The organism is Microbispora sp. H11081 (assembly GCF_012999535.1).
Classification (GTDB): Bacteria; Actinomycetota; Actinomycetes; order Streptosporangiales; family Streptosporangiaceae; genus Microbispora.
In genome coordinates, this window is sequence record NZ_JABBWV010000001.1 from 929,497 (window position 1) to 946,946 (window position 17,450).

16 protein-coding genes are annotated in these 17,450 nt (G+C 71.4%); 5 read left to right on the top strand and 11 right to left on the bottom strand.

From position 1 onward, the window contains the following. From HHX31_RS04150 to HHX31_RS04165, 4 genes are all read right to left on the bottom strand, one after another. Positions 1 to 273: a type II toxin-antitoxin system RelE/ParE family toxin gene (locus HHX31_RS04150; RefSeq protein ID WP_169945107.1), complete on the bottom strand. Its 273-nt coding sequence runs from the start codon at positions 271 to 273 to the stop codon at positions 1 to 3. Beyond that, entirely contained in the window at positions 270 to 557 is a 288-nt protein-coding gene (locus HHX31_RS04155) for a type II toxin-antitoxin system Phd/YefM family antitoxin (RefSeq protein WP_169945109.1), read from the bottom strand. Before HHX31_RS04155 ends, HHX31_RS04150 begins: the two co-directional genes overlap by 4 nt. A gap of 186 nt (positions 558 to 743) precedes the next feature. Continuing rightward, positions 744 to 2,417, bottom strand: coding sequence for an L-glutamate gamma-semialdehyde dehydrogenase (pruA, locus tag HHX31_RS04160; protein ID WP_169945111.1), 1,674 nt, complete (start codon positions 2,415 to 2,417; stop codon positions 744 to 746). Then, positions 2,417 to 3,328 (bottom strand): proline dehydrogenase family protein, encoded by a 912-nt coding sequence (locus HHX31_RS04165; RefSeq protein WP_169945113.1) that lies wholly within the window; start codon positions 3,326 to 3,328, stop codon positions 2,417 to 2,419. Before HHX31_RS04165 ends, pruA begins: the two co-directional genes overlap by 1 nt. Before the next feature lie 83 nt (positions 3,329 to 3,411). Here HHX31_RS04165 and HHX31_RS04170 point away from each other — a divergent pair, with 83 nt between their 5' ends. Beyond that, entirely contained in the window at positions 3,412 to 4,467 is a 1,056-nt protein-coding gene (locus HHX31_RS04170) for a CdaR family transcriptional regulator (protein WP_249345367.1), read from the top strand. Positions 4,468 to 4,501: 34 nt separating this feature from the next. On the opposite strand, the gene HHX31_RS04175 is transcribed toward HHX31_RS04170, so the two are convergent. From HHX31_RS04175 to HHX31_RS04185, 3 genes are all read right to left on the bottom strand, one after another. Next, the gene (locus tag HHX31_RS04175) at positions 4,502 to 5,659 is read right to left on the bottom strand and encodes a hypothetical protein (RefSeq protein WP_169945117.1); all 1,158 of its coding nucleotides are present in this window, start codon (positions 5,657 to 5,659) and stop codon (positions 4,502 to 4,504) included. A 90-nt stretch (positions 5,660 to 5,749) separates the two neighbouring features. Further along, positions 5,750 to 6,802: a glycosyltransferase gene (locus HHX31_RS04180; protein WP_169945119.1), complete on the bottom strand. Its 1,053-nt coding sequence runs from the start codon at positions 6,800 to 6,802 to the stop codon at positions 5,750 to 5,752. 227 nt (positions 6,803 to 7,029) lie between these two features. Beyond that, positions 7,030 to 8,844 carry a SpoIIE family protein phosphatase gene (locus HHX31_RS04185; protein ID WP_249345369.1) on the bottom strand — a complete coding sequence of 605 codons (1,815 nt, stop codon included), beginning with the start codon at positions 8,842 to 8,844 and terminating at the stop codon, positions 7,030 to 7,032. 97 nt (positions 8,845 to 8,941) lie between these two features. Here HHX31_RS04185 and HHX31_RS04190 point away from each other — a divergent pair, with 97 nt between their 5' ends. Next, a complete protein-coding gene (locus HHX31_RS04190; RefSeq protein ID WP_169945121.1) occupies positions 8,942 to 9,652 on the top strand; it encodes a GAF and ANTAR domain-containing protein in 711 nt (236 codons plus the stop codon). Between the two features lie 73 nt (positions 9,653 to 9,725). Here HHX31_RS04190 and HHX31_RS04195 read toward each other — a convergent pair whose 3' ends face one another. Then, on the bottom strand, positions 9,726 to 10,079 hold the full coding sequence (locus tag HHX31_RS04195; protein ID WP_311931423.1) for an STAS domain-containing protein: 354 nt from the start codon (positions 10,077 to 10,079) through the stop codon (positions 9,726 to 9,728). A gap of 190 nt (positions 10,080 to 10,269) precedes the next feature. On the opposite strand from HHX31_RS04195, the gene HHX31_RS04200 reads away from it, so the two are divergent. The 3 genes from HHX31_RS04200 (at position 10,270) to HHX31_RS04210 (ending at position 12,904) form a co-directional block, all read left to right on the top strand. Continuing rightward, positions 10,270 to 11,049 carry a SigB/SigF/SigG family RNA polymerase sigma factor gene (locus HHX31_RS04200; protein WP_169945124.1) on the top strand — a complete coding sequence of 260 codons (780 nt, stop codon included), beginning with the start codon at positions 10,270 to 10,272 and terminating at the stop codon, positions 11,047 to 11,049. Positions 11,050 to 11,173: 124 nt separating this feature from the next. Next, complete coding sequence (locus tag HHX31_RS34940; protein WP_311931425.1) at positions 11,174 to 11,590, top strand: ATP-binding protein; 417 nt, start codon at positions 11,174 to 11,176, stop codon at positions 11,588 to 11,590. A gap of 15 nt (positions 11,591 to 11,605) precedes the next feature. Continuing rightward, entirely contained in the window at positions 11,606 to 12,904 is a 1,299-nt protein-coding gene (locus HHX31_RS04210; protein WP_169945127.1) for an NAD(P)/FAD-dependent oxidoreductase, read from the top strand. 46 nt (positions 12,905 to 12,950) lie between these two features. On the opposite strand, the gene HHX31_RS04215 is transcribed toward HHX31_RS04210, so the two are convergent. The 3 genes from HHX31_RS04215 to HHX31_RS04225 all read right to left on the bottom strand — a co-directional run bounded on the left by HHX31_RS04215 (position 12,951) and on the right by HHX31_RS04225 (position 17,435). Further along, entirely contained in the window at positions 12,951 to 14,993 is a 2,043-nt protein-coding gene (locus HHX31_RS04215) for an ABC transporter ATP-binding protein (protein WP_169945129.1), read from the bottom strand. After that, complete coding sequence (locus tag HHX31_RS04220; protein WP_311931427.1) at positions 14,990 to 16,666, bottom strand: ABC transporter ATP-binding protein; 1,677 nt, start codon at positions 16,664 to 16,666, stop codon at positions 14,990 to 14,992. The genes HHX31_RS04215 and HHX31_RS04220 overlap by 4 nt, the downstream gene beginning before the upstream one ends. A 322-nt stretch (positions 16,667 to 16,988) precedes the next feature. Beyond that, positions 16,989 to 17,435 carry a CBS domain-containing protein gene (locus HHX31_RS04225; RefSeq protein WP_169945133.1) on the bottom strand — a complete coding sequence of 149 codons (447 nt, stop codon included), beginning with the start codon at positions 17,433 to 17,435 and terminating at the stop codon, positions 16,989 to 16,991. Positions 17,436 to 17,450: the final 15 nt, after the last annotated feature.

A 17,450-nucleotide genomic window follows, 5' to 3' on the forward strand; every position in this document is an offset into this window, starting at 1 on the left:
TCAGAACCGGTAGGCATCCCGGCGGTGCTTGACCACCTGGATCGTGACGGCGTGCTTGTCCTCGTCGATGCGATAGGCCACGCGGTAGGTTCCGCGCCGGGCGACGTGCAGCCCTTGGTACGGCTCCTGGAGGGGCTTTCCCACCCGCCACGGCTCTCGGGCTATCGCGCCGGTGATGAGCTCCCAGGCGGCGGCGGCCACTTCCTCCGGCAGACCGCCGCTAAGGGCACGGCGTGCCGGCGGCGCGAGGAGGACGCTGTATCGGTCGCTCACGCACTTGCCTTACCGAGACGAGCGGCCATGATGGCGGCCATGTCGGCCTCTGTCGTCACATCTCCCCTCGCCTCGGCTGCGGCGGCCTCGACGAGATCAGCCCGCATTTCTGGATCGGCGAGTATTTCGAGGGTCTCCTGCAGAGATTCCCACTCCGCCACCGACACGATCATCGCGTGCGGGCGCCCGTTTCGCGTAAGAGTGAAGTGGTCGTGCTCACGGGCGGCCCGATCGGCCAACTCGGTCAGCCGGTCTTTGGCCTCACTGATCGGGATTATCTCCATAGGGCCATAGTAATTGAGTGGCCGGAATTCCGGCCAGAACACCGGCCAGAAGCCCCGGGCACGCTTTTGTCGCTCGCCGGCCCACCGCTCTATAGCGGGCAGGTGAGGGCCGGACGGGCGGTGCCCCCGGAACGCGCGCCGTTCCGGGAGCGCGGGGTTCCGGGGGCACCGGGTTCCAGGGATCCGTCAGTAGCCGAGGTCGCCGAGGTCGGGCTGCTGCCAGCCGCCCTGCGGCACGTCGCCCCGGTAGGGACCGCTCACGACCGGCGGCACGAAGGTCTCCTTGATCGTGCGGGCGTTGACCCAGCGGATCAGGTTGAAGATCGAGCCGGCCTTGTCGTTGGTGCCGGAGGCGCGGGCCCCGCCGAACGGCTGCTGCCCGACGACCGCGCCGGTGGGCTTGTCGTTGACGTAGAAGTTGCCCGCCGCGAAGCGCAGCCGCTCGGTGGCGTCGTCGATGACGTACCGGTCCTGCGCGATCACCGACCCGGTCAGGGCGTACGGCGAGACGCTCTCCATCTGGTCCAGCACGGTGTCGTACGCGGAGTCCTCGTAGACGTGGACGGCGAGGATCGGGCCGAAGTACTCCTTCACGAAGACCTCGTCCGCGGGGTCGCCGCACTCCAGCACGGTCGGCCGCACGAAGTAGCCGGCCGAGTCGTCGTAGGAGCCGGTGAGCACCTCGATCGAGTCCGCGGAACGCGCCCGGTCGATGGCGTCCCTGTGCTTGGCGAAGGCCCGCGCGTCGATGACCGCGCCCATGAACGTCGACAGGTCGCCCGAAACGTCGCCGACGGTGAGCGACTCGGCCGCGGAGACGAGGTCGTCGCGCATGCGGGTCCACAGCGATCGCGGCACGTACGCCCGCGAGGCGGCCGAGCACTTCTGGCCCTGGTATTCGAACGCGCCCCGGAGCAGCGCCGTCGTCAGCACCCCGGCGTCCGCGGACGGGTGGGCCAGGACGAAGTCCTTGCCGCCGGTCTCGCCGACGAGCCGCGGGTAGCCCCGGTAGCCGGAGATGTTCTCCCCGACGGTGCGCCACAGGTGCTGGAACGTGGCCGTGGAACCGGTGAAGTGGATCCCGGCCAGCTCCGGATGCGGCAGGGCGACCTCGGAGAGCGCGCCGCCGTTGCCCGTGACCATGTTGATCACACCGGGCGGCAGCCCGGCCGCCTCCAGCAGCCGCATGGTGAAGTGCGCGGAGAACTGCTGCGTCGGCGACGGCTTCCACACCACGACGTTGCCCATCAGCGCCGCGGACGCCGGCAGGTTGGCCGCGATGGAGGTGAAGTTGAACGGCGTGATCGCCAGGACGAAGCCCTCGAGCGGGCGATACTCCATGCGGTTCCACACGCCGGGCGACGACTGGGGCTGCTCGGCGAGCAGCCGCCGGGCGTAGGCGACGTTGAACCGGAAGAAGTCGATCAGCTCGCACGCGGCGTCGATCTCGGCCTGCTGCGCCGACTTCGACTGGCCGAGGATGGTGGCCGCGTTGAGCGTGGCCCGCCAGGGGCCGCTGAGCAGTTCGGCGGCCCGGAGGAACACGGCGGCGCGCTCCTCGAACGGCATGGCACGCCAGCGCGGCGCGGCCTCCAGCGCCGCGTCGATCGCGGCCCGGACGTCGGCCGTGGTCGCGTCGGCCGTACGGCCGAGCACGGCGGCGTGGTTGTGCGGCTGCACTACGTCGATCGGGGCGCCGCCGGCCATGCGCAGCTCGCCGCCGATCGTCATCGTCAGGTCGAGGGACGACCCGGCGAGTTCCTTGATCCGGGTCTCCAGGGCGGCGCGCTCGGCGCTGCCCGGCCCGTACCCGTGCACCGGCTCGTTCGCCGGCGCCGGCACCTCGGTGATCGAATCCATCATTTACCCCTCAGAGCGCGTAGGAAGAAGGCGACGTTGGCCGGGCGCTCGGCGAGGCGGCGCATGAAGTAGCCGTACCAGTCGTCGCCGTAGGGGACGTAGACCCGCACCCTCGACCCGGCATCGGCCAGCGCCGCCTGCCTGTCGGCCCGGATGCCGTAGAGCATCTGGAACTCGTAGTCCCCGGAGCCGCGCCCGGCGCTCACCGCGAGCGACTCGGCGATCGCGATCAGCCGGTCGTCGTGCGTGGCCACCATCGGATATCCGGTGCCGTTCATGAGCACGCGCAGGCACCGCACGTACGCGCGGTCGACCTCGGCCTTGCGCTGCCAGGCCACCGAGGCGGGCTCGGCGTAGGCGCCCTTGACCAGCCGCACCCGCGAGCCGGCGAGGTCGCGGCAGTCGGCCTCGCTGCGGAACAGGTACGCCTGGATGGCCACGCCCGTCTCGGGGAAGTCCTCCCGCAGCGCGCGCAGCACGCCGAGCGTCGCGTCGACGGTGGTGTGGTCCTCCATGTCCAGGGTGACCGTGGCGCCGGACTCCCGCGCCGCCGCGCAGATCTGCCGCGCGTTCTCCAGGGACAGGCCAGGGTCGAGGGCCTGGCCGACGGCCGACAGCTTGACCGACGCCTCGGCCCGGTCGCCGAGGCCGAGCGGCCGCAACGCCTCCAGCAGCGAGACGTACGCCTTGGCGGTCGCGACGGCGGCCCCGGGGTCCCGGACCTCCTCGCCCAGATGATCGATCGTGACGGACAGCCCGGAGCCGGTGAGGCGGCGCGTCGCGTCGACGGCGTCCGCGGCGGACTCGCCGGCCACGAAGCGGTCGACGACCTTGCGCGTGAGCGGGAGCCCCGACACGGCCCGGCGGGCGAGCGGGCTGCGTGAGCCCGCGAGAAGCAGGGAACCGAGCATGGCCCCAGGCTAAATCCGCACGTCACGGAAGTTCCACGGACATCCGCCACAGCATTCTTCGACATATGTACAAGAATGTCGGCATGCAAGACATCGTCGATGAGATCTCCCGCCTGCTGGACGCCTCCGTGACGCTGGAGGACCGCTCGTTCAACCTGCTCGCGTACGGCGCGCAGAGCGGGGACATCGACCGTGTGCGGCAGGAGTCGATCCTGCGCAGGCACGCGTCCGACGAGGTGCGGGCCCACTTCGAGGCGTACGGCATCGCCACCGCGACGGGCCCCGTGCGCATCCCCGGCCTGCCAGGACTGCTCGGCCGCGTGTGCGTGCCGCTGCGGCACGGCGGGGTGACCTACGGCTACCTGTGGGCGCTGGAGTCCGGCGCGCTCACCGACGAGCGCCTGGCGGCCGTCGCGCCGCTGGTCGGCCGGGCCGCCGCGCTGCTGGCCGGGCAGGCGAGGGGCAGGCACGCCCCGCTGCGCGAGTTCTTCTCCGCCGACCCCGCCGTCCGCGCCGCCGCGGGCGTCGCGATCGAGGGGCCGGTGACGGCCGTGGCCGTCCGTACGCCTGCGGAGGTGGCCGGGCCGCCGCGCACGCTGCCGCGCGGCGTGCTGGCCGACCCCGACGTGACCGAGGCGGCCGTCGACGCGCCGCTACTCGCGGTGCTGGCGCCCGCCGCGCAGGCCGCGCACGTCGCCGGTCTACTGCACGGCCTGTACGGCATGGCCGCCGGAGTGGGCGGCCCGCGCGACGACCCGGGGGAGGCCTGGCAGAGCTGGCGGGAGGCGCTGCTGGCGCTGCGGGTGGCCGAGCACGTCGAGCGGCACGCCCCGGTCGCCGACTGGAGCGCTCTCGGCGTCTACCGGCTGCTGGCCCGGCTGTCCCCGCGCGAACTCGCCGACCTCGCCGCGGAGTCGGCCGCGCTCACGCCCCGGATCGCCGGCAGCGTGGAGACCTACCTCGACCACGCCGGGCAGGTCCAGGAGACGGCGGCGGTGCTGGGCGTGCACCGGCAGACGCTGTACTACCGCCTGGGCAAGGCCGGGCAGCTCACCGGGCTCGACCTCGCCGACGGGGAGGACCGCCTGCTGCTCCACCTGTCGCTGAAGGCGGCGGCCCTCCTGTCCGGCCACGGGTGAATGCCCACGGGTGTGAACGTTGGCGGACAGCGCACTAGCGTCCCTGGACCGGGTAGACCCGCACCCGCTCGACGTGGACCACGCCGCCGGGGGCGCCGTTGCGCAGCACCAGGCCCATGCCCTGCGACCTCGGGACGTACGGGCCGGTGTAGTTCCACACCTGCCTGCCGTCCAGCCAGAAGATCACCCGGCCGGGCAGCCAGTCGACGGCGAACGTGTGCCACTGAGTGAAGTCGGCCGCCGTCTCGGCCCGCTCCAGGTCAGGGCCCCGCCGGACGGAGAACTCCGCGCGCGGCGCGCCGGCGTCGCCGATCCCCCGCACGCCGATCTCCGCGTCCTCAGTCCTCGAGTCCTCGGTCCTCGAGTCCTCGGTCCTCGCCTGCTCAGTTCCCGCGCCGTCCGCCCCGGCGAACTCCGGGACGTCGTACGGCGAGCCGCCGCGCCCGGCGAACCGCGCGTCACGGCGTCCGGGGCCGTCCGGCCCGGCGGAGCGCAGCAGCGCCTCGGGAAGCGCGCCGTCCTCGGCCCGCAGGCGGACCTCCCAGCGGCCGTACCGCTGGACCGAGGCCGCCGACAGGTCGAGTTCCGCGCCGTTCCCGTCGAGGCGCAGCGGCTGCCCGCCGAAGTCCTCCGTCAGGGCCGGTGCGCCCCAGCCCGTGGAGGCGCTCGAAGAGCGGGGGAGTGGCGTACGCGACGGCACGGAGGGTTGCCGCGCGGCCCCGCCCGCGCCTCCGGGGATCACCCGGGCGGGCGTGCGGTCCTCACGGGGCACGTCCTCCGGCTCGATGACGTCCACCACGACCGGCCGGTCGGCGGTGCGCACCGGCCGCGCGAGCCGCATCGGGGGCTCGGCCCCCGTGGTGGGAGCGGAGGTCGCCCGCGGGCTCGGGGCGGGTTTGGGGGAGGGCGGCGGCGACGGCGGGGCGGAGACCTCGCCGATCTTCTCGGCGACCTTGTCGCCGGTCTCGGCAGGGGCGACCGCGCCATTCCGGCCGGCGTCGTCCACGGCGGCGGCGGTGGCGGTCTGCGTCGCGCTCACTCCCGCCGCGTTCGCGTTTCCCGGCAGGGCGCCGGAGGAACCGGGGGCGGACGCGGATTCCTGCGTGGTGGACTCGCCCCCGGCGTTGAACACCTTCGTGGAGTCCCCGCTCGAACATGCGCTGGCGGCGGCGATGAGCATCGCCGCCGCCACCGCTAAACCAGGCCCATGAAGTGACATGAGCCGAGTTAATCACATGAATTCACTCAGATAACGGTCTTAATCCGGTAATACCGCTTGCCTTTACGCGCAGGTCTTCTCGTATACGCGAAGCAGTTCCATGCTGATTCGCTCGACCGAATAGCGGGAGCGGGCGCGGTCGGCCGCCGCGTAGCCGATGGCCGTACGCAGGGTGGCGTCGCCGAGCAGGCGGCGGATCCGGTGGGCGATCTCCAGCGGGCGGTCGGGCCGGGTCAGGAATCCGGTCACGCCGTCCACCACCGAGTCGAGGTGCGCCCCGGCGGCCGAGGCGATGACCGGGATCCCGCACGCCATGGCCTCCAGCGCCGCCGTGCCCGTGGGAACGGCGGACGGCAGCGACAGCACCAGGTCGGCGCTGCGCATGAGCTTGGGCATCGCGGTGTGCGGGACCATGCCGAGCATCTCCACGCGGTCGGCCACGCCGTGCTCCCCGGCGAGGGCGCGCAGCCGCTCGACGCTCTGCTCGTCGCCGCCGGCGATCACGAGTTCGGCCTCCGGGACGGCCCGCAGCGCGTGCACGGCGTAGTCGGCGCCCACGTGCCCCACGTGCAGAAGACGGGGGCGCTCGCCCCTCGGGAAGGCGGGGCCCTGACGGCGGAACCGCTCGATGTCCACGCCGTGCGGGACGACCGAGATGTTGCGGCGGGGCACGCCCATCCGGATCAGCTCGGACTCCTCGTCGGCGCAGGCGGCGATGACCGCCCTGGCGCGGCGTCCGATCGCGCACTCCAGCCGCCGTACGGGCGCCGTGGTCCGGTTGTCGTCGTAGTGGCTGTGGAAGGTCTGGGTCACCGGCACGCCCAGGCCCTCGGAGCCGGCGATGGCCGCGAGGCCGCTGGACCACGAGTAGGCGTGGATGATGTCCGGGCGGTGCTCCCGCCACCTGCGCCGCAGGCCCTCGCTGAAGTCCGGGATGTAGGGGAGGAGGTCGCTCTCCGACAGCTCCACGTCGGGGCCGGCGGGCACGTGCTCGACACCGTCCCCCTTGACCATCGACCGGGTGTAGACGGTCACCCGGTGGCCTCGCCCCAGCTCGCGGGCGATGGCGGGAGTGTCGGAAGTCAGCTCGTGCGCGGAGACGATCGCGATATCCATGGCACACCTCAAGACAGGAAGGCGTCTGAAAGGGTGTGCCTGCGTCCTAGGCACGCTCGATGTAGATGATGTTTACCTTACTCTGATTCGCGCTAAACACCTAATCGGGAAAATCATGCGCTCTCCCGGCAGCCAGGGCGCGGCACGCCCGCGGCCGTCGCCCGCGGCGTCTGCCCAGGTAAGAGCGAGGACGCGCCGCGCCGCCCCTGCGCGGGGGCGGCGCCGCGTCAGCGGGATCGGCGCAGCGTGAGGATGGTGATCTCGTCGACCACGTGGCTGCCGCAGAAAGCCCGGTGGTCCTCCTCGATGGCCTTGACGACCGCGCCCGGGGGCTGCCCGGCGCAGCGCGCGAGAGCCTCGGTGAGCCGCTGCTCGCCGTAGTTGTCCCCGGCGGGGCTCCGCGAGCCCACCAGGCCGTCGCTGTAGAGCACGAGGACCTCCCCGGACGACAGCGTGAGCTCCTCCGTCGCGGGAACCGAGCCTTCCTCGAAGCCCAGGGGGACGCCGCCGCCCTCGGTGAACCGCACGCCGCCGGCCGGCTGGATCAGCGCCGCGGGATGGTGTCCCGCCGAGGCGAGCCGCACCTTGCGGCCGCGGACGAAGCCGGCCGCGGCCATCACGAACAGACCCGTGTTCTGCGCGACGAGGGCGTCGCTGACCTTGCGCAGGGCTTGCCCAGGGTCGTCCTCCCAGACGCTCAGCACGCGCAGGCCGTTGCGGACGATGGCGGTGACGGCCGCAGCCTCCTCACCGCGCCCCGCCGTGCTGCCGATGACGAACCCCCACCCGTTCTTGACGGGGAACACGTCGTAGAACTCGCCGCCGATGGCCCGCATGCCGGAACCGGGGTGGTAGGCGGCCGCGATCTCGAAGCCGGGGATGCCGGCGAGGGTGCGGGGGAGCACGCCGGTCTGCAGGGTGTCGGCGGCCTGCGCCCGGCGCTGGAACCCCTGCTGGGCCCGCATCGCCAGGCCGAGGTGCAGGCCGATCTCCTCCATGAGGCCGAGGTCGGCCAGGCCGAACGGCGGCCGGTCGCGCAGCCGCACCAGCGTGAGCACGCCGCGCGTCTCGTCGTCGGCGCGGATCGGCACGCTGAGCAGCGAGCCCGCCCGCATCGCCTGGAGCACGCCACTGCCGAGCAGGGACTCGTCGGTCAGCATCTCGTGGACGACGCCGCTCTGCGTGGCCATCACCTGCTCAACCACCGGCGCCTGCGCCGGCGGGGCCTCCTCGACCGTCCGCTGCAGCCGCCCGACCGGCTGGTCGCTCGGCCCGATGACGACCGTCCTCGCCAGCCCGCCGTCGCCGGCGACGTCCGCTACCACCCAGTCGGCCGTCTCCCCGGCCAGCAGGCGGGCCGCCCGCAGCAGGGCGACCGGCTCGCGCAGGCTCTCCTCGTCCAGCAGCAGCGCGGTCAGCCGCGACAGCAGTTCGTGCCGCCTGGCCGCCGCCAGGAGAGCCGCCTCGTCGGGCGCGCCCGTCTGCACGCTCTGCACGGCGGGCTCCGGCAGCTGGACCTCGGTGGGCAGCACGACCCCCGCGATCATCTCCTGTGGCTCGCCCGGCATGCGCAGGCGGCTCAGCACCAGCCGTACGGTGTGGGCGCGGCCCTGGTGGGTCAGCCGGGTCTGGAACGAGGCGTTGTCCTCGCCGTGGAGTAGCGCGGCGAAGCGCTGCCGGAACGCGGCGCGGGCGGTCACGTCGACGAGCAGCGGGAAGGCGCGGCCGATGAGGTAACCGGCCGGACTGCCCAGCAGGCGGGTGGTCTCGTTGTTGATTCGGCGCACCGTGCCGCCCGTGTCCATGATGATCACGGGGATCGGCAGCGCGCGGAACACCTGGCGCAGCAGCTTCTGCTCGCGCTGGCTCCCGCCGTCTCTGCGCCTGCGGCCGCGCACCAGTTCGCTCAGGGCCTTGCGGAGCAGTTCCTCGGCGGCGTCCAGCTCCCGTAGCATCGCACCCGGATCGGGATCGTCCCTTAGGGTGGTGATGCGGTCGGCGAGTCCGCTCAACGCGCGCTCAAGCTCGGCGGTGTCGGGCAAGCTGCCTCCCTCTCTCGACGTAGACGCTACGCCAAAGCCCGGGGCTAATCGATCCAGCCCGGATTAACCCGGAAACAATGGGAATGGTCTTTCTACCATGGAGACGACATCCATCCTCGCGCGTGACCTCGCGGCTCTGGGCCGTGTTACAGAGGGCACGTCCGCCGAGAGTGTCCTGCGCGGCATCGCCGAGGCGGTGGCGCGGGGAGTGCCCGGCTGCGCGGGCGGCACCGCCGAGCTGTGGATGGAGGAGCGGGTGCTGCTGGCCGCATCCCACAGCGAGCTCACCGTCCTGATCGACAGGGAGCGCGACCTGCGCGAGGGCCCGTCGAGGGAGGCGCTGTCCACCGGGCGCCCGGTGGCGGTCCCCGACGTGATGCGCGAGTCCCGCTGGACCCGCTACGCCGCCACCGCCGTGCGGCAGGGGGTGCGCTCGGTCCTCGCCGTGCCGATCGCCGTGGACAACGCCGTCGTGATCATCGGCCTGTACGGCGTGCGCCCCGGCGTGTTCGCTCCCGGAGGGCCGCTCCTGGCGCTGCTGCGCGAGCAGGTGACCGTGGCGCTGGCGAACATCTGGGAGTTCGACGACGTGCTGACCGGCGCGGCGCAGATGCAGGAGGCCCTCGCCGGCCGTTCGGTGATCGACCAGGCCAAGGGCATCATCATGTCGAAGAGCGGCTGCTCCGCCGAGGAGGCGTTCGACGAGCTCAGGCGGGTGTCGCAGCACCACCAGGTCAAGGTGGCCGACCTGGCCAGGCTCCTGGTCACCGAGCACCAGCAGAAGCACGGGGGAGCGGCCCCCGACTGAGCCGGCGCGCGGGCGGCCCTGGAGGGCTCAGGGGCGGGCTCGGAGGAGCGTGCGGGGCCGGGACCGGCTGGGCTCAGGCGGCGAACGCGGCCAGCGCCTCGTCGAGGGTGTCGAACAGCGGCAGCCGCTCGGACAGGCCGGTCACCCACATGACCTTGGAGTTCGGGTACTGCACGGAGACCAGCGCGAAGTTGCCGCCGGCCGTGGTGGAGCGCTGCCAGTTGTGCACTATCAGCCCCAGGGCGCGGGAGTCCATGAAGGTAACGCCGCCCAGATCGAGGATCATGTCGGGGCCGTGGTCGTCCACCGTGGCGTCCAGATAGTCGGAGAACTGCTCACGAGTCGTGGCGTCGAGGACGCCGTTCACATGGACCACCACGATGTCCCCCGCCATGCTCGACGTCAGGGACAGCAGTTTGTTAGACACCTCGCGCCTCCTCTGCGGCAACATTACTGGTGCCGAAGGGGTGGTGATACTCCTGATTTTGAGGCAATATACTGAAGCAGAGGTCCAGCAGAGGGCCTCGTCTCGATACTGTAGCGAGGCGCGCCTTCTGCCAGGTAACCCTAGACGCGTAGGCGCCCTCGCGAGAAGAAAATACGAGGGGACTGCGCAGATGGCTGCCGAGGTCCGTGTAGAGACCGCCAGCAATCCGACCGCCGAAGAGCTCCTGGCCGAGCTGGCCGAGGACGGACTGTCCGAGGAGCGGCGGGAACGCCTCCGTGAGATGATCGTCGAAATGCACCGCCCGATGGCGAGGGACATCGCCCGGCGGTATCTCAACCGTGGCGAGCCGATGGAAGACCTCCTCCAGGCCGCGTACGTCGGCCTCATGAAGGCCATCAACGGCTTCGACCCCACCCTGGGGCACAGCTTCCGCGGCTACGCCATGGTCACGATGACGGGCGAGGTCAAGCGGCACTTCCGCGACCGCACCTGGGCCGTCCGGGTGCCCCGCCTCTACCAGGAGCGCCGGGCCGAGCTCAACCGGCACGTCGCCGACATGACCCAGGAGCTGGGCCGGTTCCCCACGGTGGCCGAGCTCGCCAAGAAGATGGGGCTGTCCGAGGAGGACATGCTCCTCACCATGGACGCCTCCGCCGCGTACAGCACCCTGTCCCTCGACGCGCCGATCGGCGCCGACGACGACGCCGCCGCGCTGGGCGACGTCATCCCCGAAGAGGACGACGCCCTCGACACCCTCGTGGACGCCGAGGCGCTGAAGCCTCTCATCGACCTTCTCCCCGAGCGGGAGAAGAACATCCTCCTGCTGCGTTTCTACGGCAACATGACCCAGGCCGAGATCGCGGCGGAGTTCGGCATATCGCAGATGCACGTCTCGCGGATCCTCCGCAAGACCCTCGATCAGCTCCGGGCGGAGCTTGTCGCGGGATGAGAGGATGCGACGATGCCCGGGACACCGCCTGTGCCGAGGCGGTGTCCCGGGGTATCTTCGTGCTGCCCACAGCCTATGGATCTACCCTGAGACAGTCAGACTTCCGGCAGGAGGCGTGTACCGGGTGAAAGATGACGGCGTTCCCGCGCACGTCACCGGAGCGGCAAGGGAGCGTGCCTTCTCCTTAGCCGATCTGCCCGATCTGCGGGAGTTCGCCGCCGCCGAGGCGCTGCGTCGCGGCATGCGGGAAGACGCGATCGGCGACTTCCTCGTCGCGCTCAACGAGGTCGCCACCAACGCGGTCACGCACGGGTCGACCAAGGCGCGGCTGGGCATGTGGCGGGAGGGGCGGGCCCTGGTGGTCGCCGTCCACGACGACGGCCGGGACTGGCGTCTCGAAGGTGAGCCCGGCCACGACCCGCCGCCCGAGAACGCCACCAGCGGCATGGGACTGTGGGTGGCGCGCATGCTGAGCAGCGATCTCGACGTCACCACCGGCCCCCGGGGGAGCAGGGTGACGATGCGTTTCCTCCTCGACTAGGGGTAGGGGACAGCCATGTCTGTCCCACGGATCCTGATCGTCGGCGGCGGGTACGTCGGCATGTACACAGCACTCCGCCTGCAGCGCAGGCTCCGCCGAGGCGAAGCGCTCGTGACCGTCGCGGACCTCGACTCCTACATGACCTACCAGCCTTTCCTGCCGGAGGCGGCCGCCGGGAACATCGAGGCGCGGCACGTCGTCGTCCCGCTCAGGCGGGTGCTCTCGCGGTGCCAGATCCTCAGCGGGCGGGTCAACCAGGTGCGGCTGGCCGACCGCAAAGCGGAGCTCAGTCCACACGAAGGGCCCGACCTCACCATCGACTACGACTATCTGGTCATGTCGCCGGGCTCGATCTCACGGCTGCTGCCGGTGCCGGGCCTGGCCGAGCACGGCATCGGCTTCAAGACCATCGAAGAGGCGATCGCCCTGCGCAACCACGTGCTCGGCCGCCTCGACGTCGCCGCGTCCACCCCCGACCCCGAGGTCCGGCGCAAGGCCCTGACGTTCGTTTTCGTCGGCGGCGGCTACGCCGGCGTGGAGGCGCTGGCCGAGCTGGAGGACATGGCCGCCGGCGCGCTCAAATACTTCGCCGGGCTCAGCCGCGAGGACATGCGCTGGGTGCTCGTGGAGGCCACCGACCGCATCCTGCCTGAGGTCGGGCCCGACATGGGCAGGTGGACGGTCCACCAGTTGCGCGAGCGGGGCATCGAGGTCCGCATGGGCACGATGCTGACGTCCGCGGAGGGCGACCACATCGTGCTGAGCGACGGCGAGGAGTTCGACGCGGACACCCTCGTCTGGACGGCGGGCGTCAAGCCGAACCCGCTGGTCTCCGCGGGTGACCTGCCTCTGGACAAGAAGGGCAGGATCAGGGTCGACCCCTATCTGCGTGTGCTCGGCACCGACTTCGCCTTCGCTGCGGGCGACTCCGCCGCCGTGCCCGACCTCACCCGCCCCGGCGAGTTCTGCCCGCCCAACGCCCAGCACGCCGTACGGCAGGCAAGGACGCTGGCCGACAACCTGCTGGCGGCGCTGCGCGGGCGGGCCCAGCGGCCCTACCGGCACAAGTCCGCGGGGTCGGTGGCGAGCCTGGGGCTCTACAAGGGGGTCGCCCAGATCTACGGGCGGCAGATGCGCGGCTTCCCCGCCTGGTTCATGCACCGCACCTACCACCTGACGCGGATGCCGACCTTCAACAAGAAGACCCGGATCCTCGTGGACTGGACGCTCGGGCTGCTCTTCCCCCGCGAGATCGTCTCGCTAGGGGCCATCGAGGAGCCGCGCAAGGAGTTCACCCTGTCAGCCCGTTCGTGAGCCCTTCTGCCGGGCGCCGCGCGATCCCGAGGTCGCGCGGCGCCCGTCACACCACTTCCGTGGGCGTGTCGTCCCCGGCGGACGCGCCGGCGAACTGGGCCCCCTCGACCTGGGCCCCCTCGACCTGGGCTCCCTCGAATTGAGCCCCCTCGAACTGTGCGGAGTACAGCCGGTGGTAGGCGCCACGGGCGGCGAGCAGTTCCTCATGCGTGCCCTGCTCGACGATGCTCCCCGCCTCCATCACGAGGATGAGATCCGCGTCGCGGATGGTGGACAGCCGGTGGGCGATGACGAAGCTCGTCCTGTCGCTGCGCAGCGCGGCCATCGCGTGCTGCACGAGGACCTCGGTGCGGGTGTCGACCGAGCTGGTCGCCTCGTCCAGGATGAGCAGGGACGGGTCGGCGAGGAAGGCACGGGCGATGGTGATCAGCTGCTTCTCGCCGGCGCTGACGTTGCCGCCCTCCTCGTCGATCACCGTGTCGTACCCGTCCGGCAGGGTGCGCACGAACCGGTCGACGTACGTCGCCCGCGCCGCGGCGAGGATGTCCTCGTCGGTCGCGCGCGGGTCGCCGTAGGCGATGTTGTCGCGGATCGTCCCGCCGAACAGCCAGGTGTCCTGGAGCACCATGCCGATCCGCGAGCGCAGGTCCTCGCGGCGCATCGCCGTGACGTCGACGCCGTCGAGGGTGATGCGGCCCGCGTCCAGCTCGTAGAAACGCATGATCAGGTTGACCAGCGTGGTCTTGCCCGCGCCGGTCGGGCCGACGATCGCGATCGTGTGCCCCGGCTCGGCGACCAGCGACAGGTTCTCGATGAGGGGCTGATCGGGGTCGTACCGGAAGGACACGTGCTCGAACTCGACGCGCCCCCGCCGGGTCGCGGGCAGCGCCGGGCGGGCGGGGTCGGGCTCCTGCTCCTCGGCGTCCAGCAGTTCGAAGACCCGCTCGGCGGAGGCCACCCCCGACTGCAGCAGGTTGGCCATCGAGGCGACCTGGGTCAGCGGCTGGGTGAACTGCCGGGAGTACTGGATGAACGCCTGGACGTCGCCCAGGCTCATCGATCCACTGGCCACCCGTACGGCGCCGACGACCGCGATGGCGACGTAGTTGAGGTTCCCGATGAACATCATCGCCGGCATGATGATCCCGGAGATGAACTGGGCGCCGAAGCTCGCCGCGTACAGGGCGTCGTTCCGCTCCCGGAAGACCTGCTCGACCTCGGGACCCCGGCCGAAGACCTTCACCAGTTCGTGACCGGTGAACGCCTCCTCGATGTGGGCGTTCAGCGTGCCGGTGTGTGCCCACTGCGCGACGAACTGCTTCTGCGAGCGCTTGGCGATCATCCCCGTCACGATCATCGTGACCGGGATCGTCACCAGCGCGATCGCCGCGAGCAGCGGCGAGATCACGAACATCATGACCAGCACGCCGACCACGGTGAGCAGCGAGCTCAGCAACTGGCTCAGCGTCTGCTGCAGGGTCTGGGACACGTTGTCGATGTCGTTGGTGACCCGGCTGAGCAGCTCGCCGCGCGGCTGGCCGTCGAAGAACCTCAGCGGCAGCCGGTTCAGCTTGTCCTCCACGTCCGCGCGCAGCCGGAAGACCGTGCGCTGCGTCACGTCGTTGAGGAGGTAGCCCTGCAGCCACATGAACAGCGACGCGGCGAGGTAGAGCGCGAGGACCCACGTGAGCACGGTGCCCAGTTCGCCGAAGTCGATGCCGCGCCCGGGGACGACGTCCATGCCCGCGACCATGTCGGCGAAGTCGCCGTGGCCAGAGGCGCGCAGCGCCTGCACGGCCTGCTCCTTGGTCGCGCCCGCCGGTAGCCGGCCGCCGACCACCCCGCTGAAGATCACGTCGGTCGCGCGGCCGAGCAGCTTCGGCCCGATGACGGAGAACGCCACGCTGAGCACGGCGAGGGCGACCACGGCCAGGATCCTCGGCCGTTCCGGGCTCAGCCGCCGCAGCAGCCGCCGGGCGGACGGGCCGAAGTCCATCGACTTCTCCGCAGGCATCTGACCGCCGAAGGGCCCGAAGCCGCCGCCGGGCCGCGGTCGTACCGGTGCCGGTGCCGTGGTCCGGTCGCTCATGCCGCACTCCCCGCGGTCAGTTGGGACTCGACGATCTCGACGTACGCGGGGCAGGAGCCGAGCAGTTCCTCATGGGTGCCGATCCCGGCGACGACGCCGTCGTCCAGGACGACGATCTGGTCGGCGTCCGCGATGGTGGACACCCGCTGGGCCACGATCACCACCGCCGCGCCGGCCGTGTGCGGGCGCAGCGCGGCGCGCAGCCGGGCGTCGGTGGTCAGGTCCAGGGCCGAGAACGAGTCGTCGAACAGGTAGATCTCGGGCTCCGCCACCAGCGCGCGGGCGATGGACAGGCGCTGGCGCTGCCCGCCGGAGACGTTCGTGCCGCCCTGGGCGATCGGCGCCTGCAGGCCCTCGGGCATCGCCTCGACGAAGTCGCGGGCCTGGGCGATCTCCAGTGCCCGCCACAGCTGCTCGTCCGTGGCGTCCGGGTTGCCGTACCGCAGGTTGCTCGCGACGGTGCCGGTGAACAGGTACGGCTTCTGCGGCACCAGGCCGATGCGCGTCCAGAGCATGGAAGGATCGAGGTCGCGTACGTCGACCCCGTCGATGAGCACAGCGCCGGACGTGGCGTCGAACAGCCGGGGGACCAGGGAGACCAGGGTCGTCTTCCCCGACCCGGTGCTGCCGATGACTGCGGTGGTCTGTCCCGCGGTCACCCGGAAGGAGACGCCGGACAACACCGGGGCCGCCGCGCCCGGATAGCGGAACCCGACGTCGCGCAACTCCAGGTCGGCCCGGCGGTCCACCTCGCGTACGGGGTGCTCGGGAGGGCGCACCGACGACTCGGTGTCCAGCACCTCGGCGACGCGCTCCGCGCAGACCGCGGCGCGCGGAATCATGATCGAGATGAAGGTGGCCATCATCATCGACATGAGGATCTGCACCAGGTACATGAGGAACGCGGTGAGCGCGCCCACCTGCATCTCGCCGCTGTCCACCCGGGCGGCGCCGAACCACAGCACGGCGACGGAGGAGGCGTTCATGATGAGCATCACGGTGGGGAAGATGAGCGCGGTCAGCCGCCCGACCCGCAGCGCCGTCCCGGTCAGCGCGTCGTTCGCGGCGGCGAACCTGCGGGTCTCCTCGCGCTCGCGGACGAAGGCCCGCACCACGCGGATGCCGGAGAGCTGCTCGCGCAGCACCTGGTTCACCTCGTCGATGCGGGTCTGCATGGCGCGGAACTGCGGAACCATGCGGAAGACGATCAGACCGATGGAGATGAGCAGCGCCGGGACGCAGACCAGCATGAGCCAGGACAGCCCGACGTCCTGACGCAGGGCCATGATGATGCCGCCGACCCCCATGATGGGCGCGGCGACCAGCATCGTGCAGGTCATGACCACGAGCATCTGGATCTGCTGCACGTCGTTGGTGTTGCGGGTGATCAGCGAGGGCGCCCCGAACTGGGAGACCTCCCGCGCGGAGAAGCCGCTCACCCGGTGGAAGACCGCAGACCGGACGTCGCGGCCGAAGCCCGCCGCCACCCGTGCGCCGTAGTAGACCGCCGCGATCGAGCAGGCGATCTGCACGAGGGACACGGTCAGCATCCAGCCGCCGGTGACCAGGATGTAGCCGGTGTCGCCGGTGGCGACCCCCTGGTCGATGATGTCGGCGTTCAGGCTCGGCAGGTACAGAGAAGCGATCGTGCCGACCAGCTGGAACAGCACCACCGCGGTGAGCGCCGGCGAGTAGGGCCGCAAAAATGTGCGGAGAAGCCGGCTCAGCACGGCCGTGGTCCAGGGCGACCGGCGCAACGTCGGAGGGGCCAGATCATGCGGAACACGGTATATGAGCAGCTAGCCGGCGCTCGCCTCGTTTTACGAGGATCGCGGTGCTTGCGCAGCCGTCCCAAGGCGCCCGTCGCGCGGGTCAGGGCAGGTCAGCGGCGCGGGCAGGGGCGGGGCGGGGTTCGGCGCGCGGAGCTGAGGTTTGGTACGGGGGTGGGTTCGGCGCGGAGGTGAGGTTCGGCGCGGGGGCGGGGTTCGGTGCGGGTCAGCGTGCGGCCGGAAGCGACACGGGCCGGATCGCGGGGAACGAGGCCGGTCCCCGGCGGGTCGTGCCGCCCGCAGCGATAGGAGACGGGAGATCGGCCGAGGCGACGACGCCGACCGGGTGCCCGTCCACCACCACGGGAAGCTGCCGCACGCCCAGCTCGCGCATCAACCGCGCGGCCTCGGCCACGTCCTGGTCCGGGCCGACGGTCACCACGTCACAGGTGCACAGCGTCGCCAGCGGAGTGGTGGCGAGGTCCCGGCCCTCCGCGACCGCGCGTACGACGATGTCCCTGTCGGTCACCAGACCGCGGAGCCGGCCGTCGCCGACAACCAGCACGTCGCCGATCCCGCGGTCGCGCATCAGTTTGGCGGCCTTCATCACCGAGGCCTCCTCCGGCAGAGTCACCGGATCGCGTGTCATGACCTCTTCGACCTTGCGCGGCATCAGGACCTCCTCAGG

Bases quoted from the DNA above. Each gene is read 5' to 3' on its own strand.
- HHX31_RS04215 (WP_169945129.1), bottom strand. From the start codon at position 14,993: ATGAGCGACCGGACCACGGCACCGGCACCGGTACGACCGCGGCCCGGC.
- HHX31_RS04170 (WP_249345367.1), top strand. From the start codon at position 3,412: ATGCAAGACATCGTCGATGAGATCTCCCGCCTGCTGGACGCCTCCGTG.
- HHX31_RS04190 (WP_169945121.1), top strand. From the start codon at position 8,942: ATGGAGACGACATCCATCCTCGCGCGTGACCTCGCGGCTCTGGGCCGT.
- HHX31_RS04210 (WP_169945127.1), top strand. From the start codon at position 11,606: ATGTCTGTCCCACGGATCCTGATCGTCGGCGGCGGGTACGTCGGCATG.
- HHX31_RS04200 (WP_169945124.1), top strand. From the start codon at position 10,270: ATGGCTGCCGAGGTCCGTGTAGAGACCGCCAGCAATCCGACCGCCGAA.
- HHX31_RS04225 (WP_169945133.1), bottom strand. From the start codon at position 17,435: ATGCCGCGCAAGGTCGAAGAGGTCATGACACGCGATCCGGTGACTCTG.
- HHX31_RS04180 (WP_169945119.1), bottom strand. From the start codon at position 6,802: ATGGATATCGCGATCGTCTCCGCGCACGAGCTGACTTCCGACACTCCC.
- pruA (WP_169945111.1), bottom strand. From the start codon at position 2,417: ATGGATTCGATCACCGAGGTGCCGGCGCCGGCGAACGAGCCGGTGCAC.
- HHX31_RS04165 (WP_169945113.1), bottom strand. From the start codon at position 3,328: ATGCTCGGTTCCCTGCTTCTCGCGGGCTCACGCAGCCCGCTCGCCCGC.
- HHX31_RS04155 (WP_169945109.1), bottom strand. From the start codon at position 557: ATGGAGATAATCCCGATCAGTGAGGCCAAAGACCGGCTGACCGAGTTG.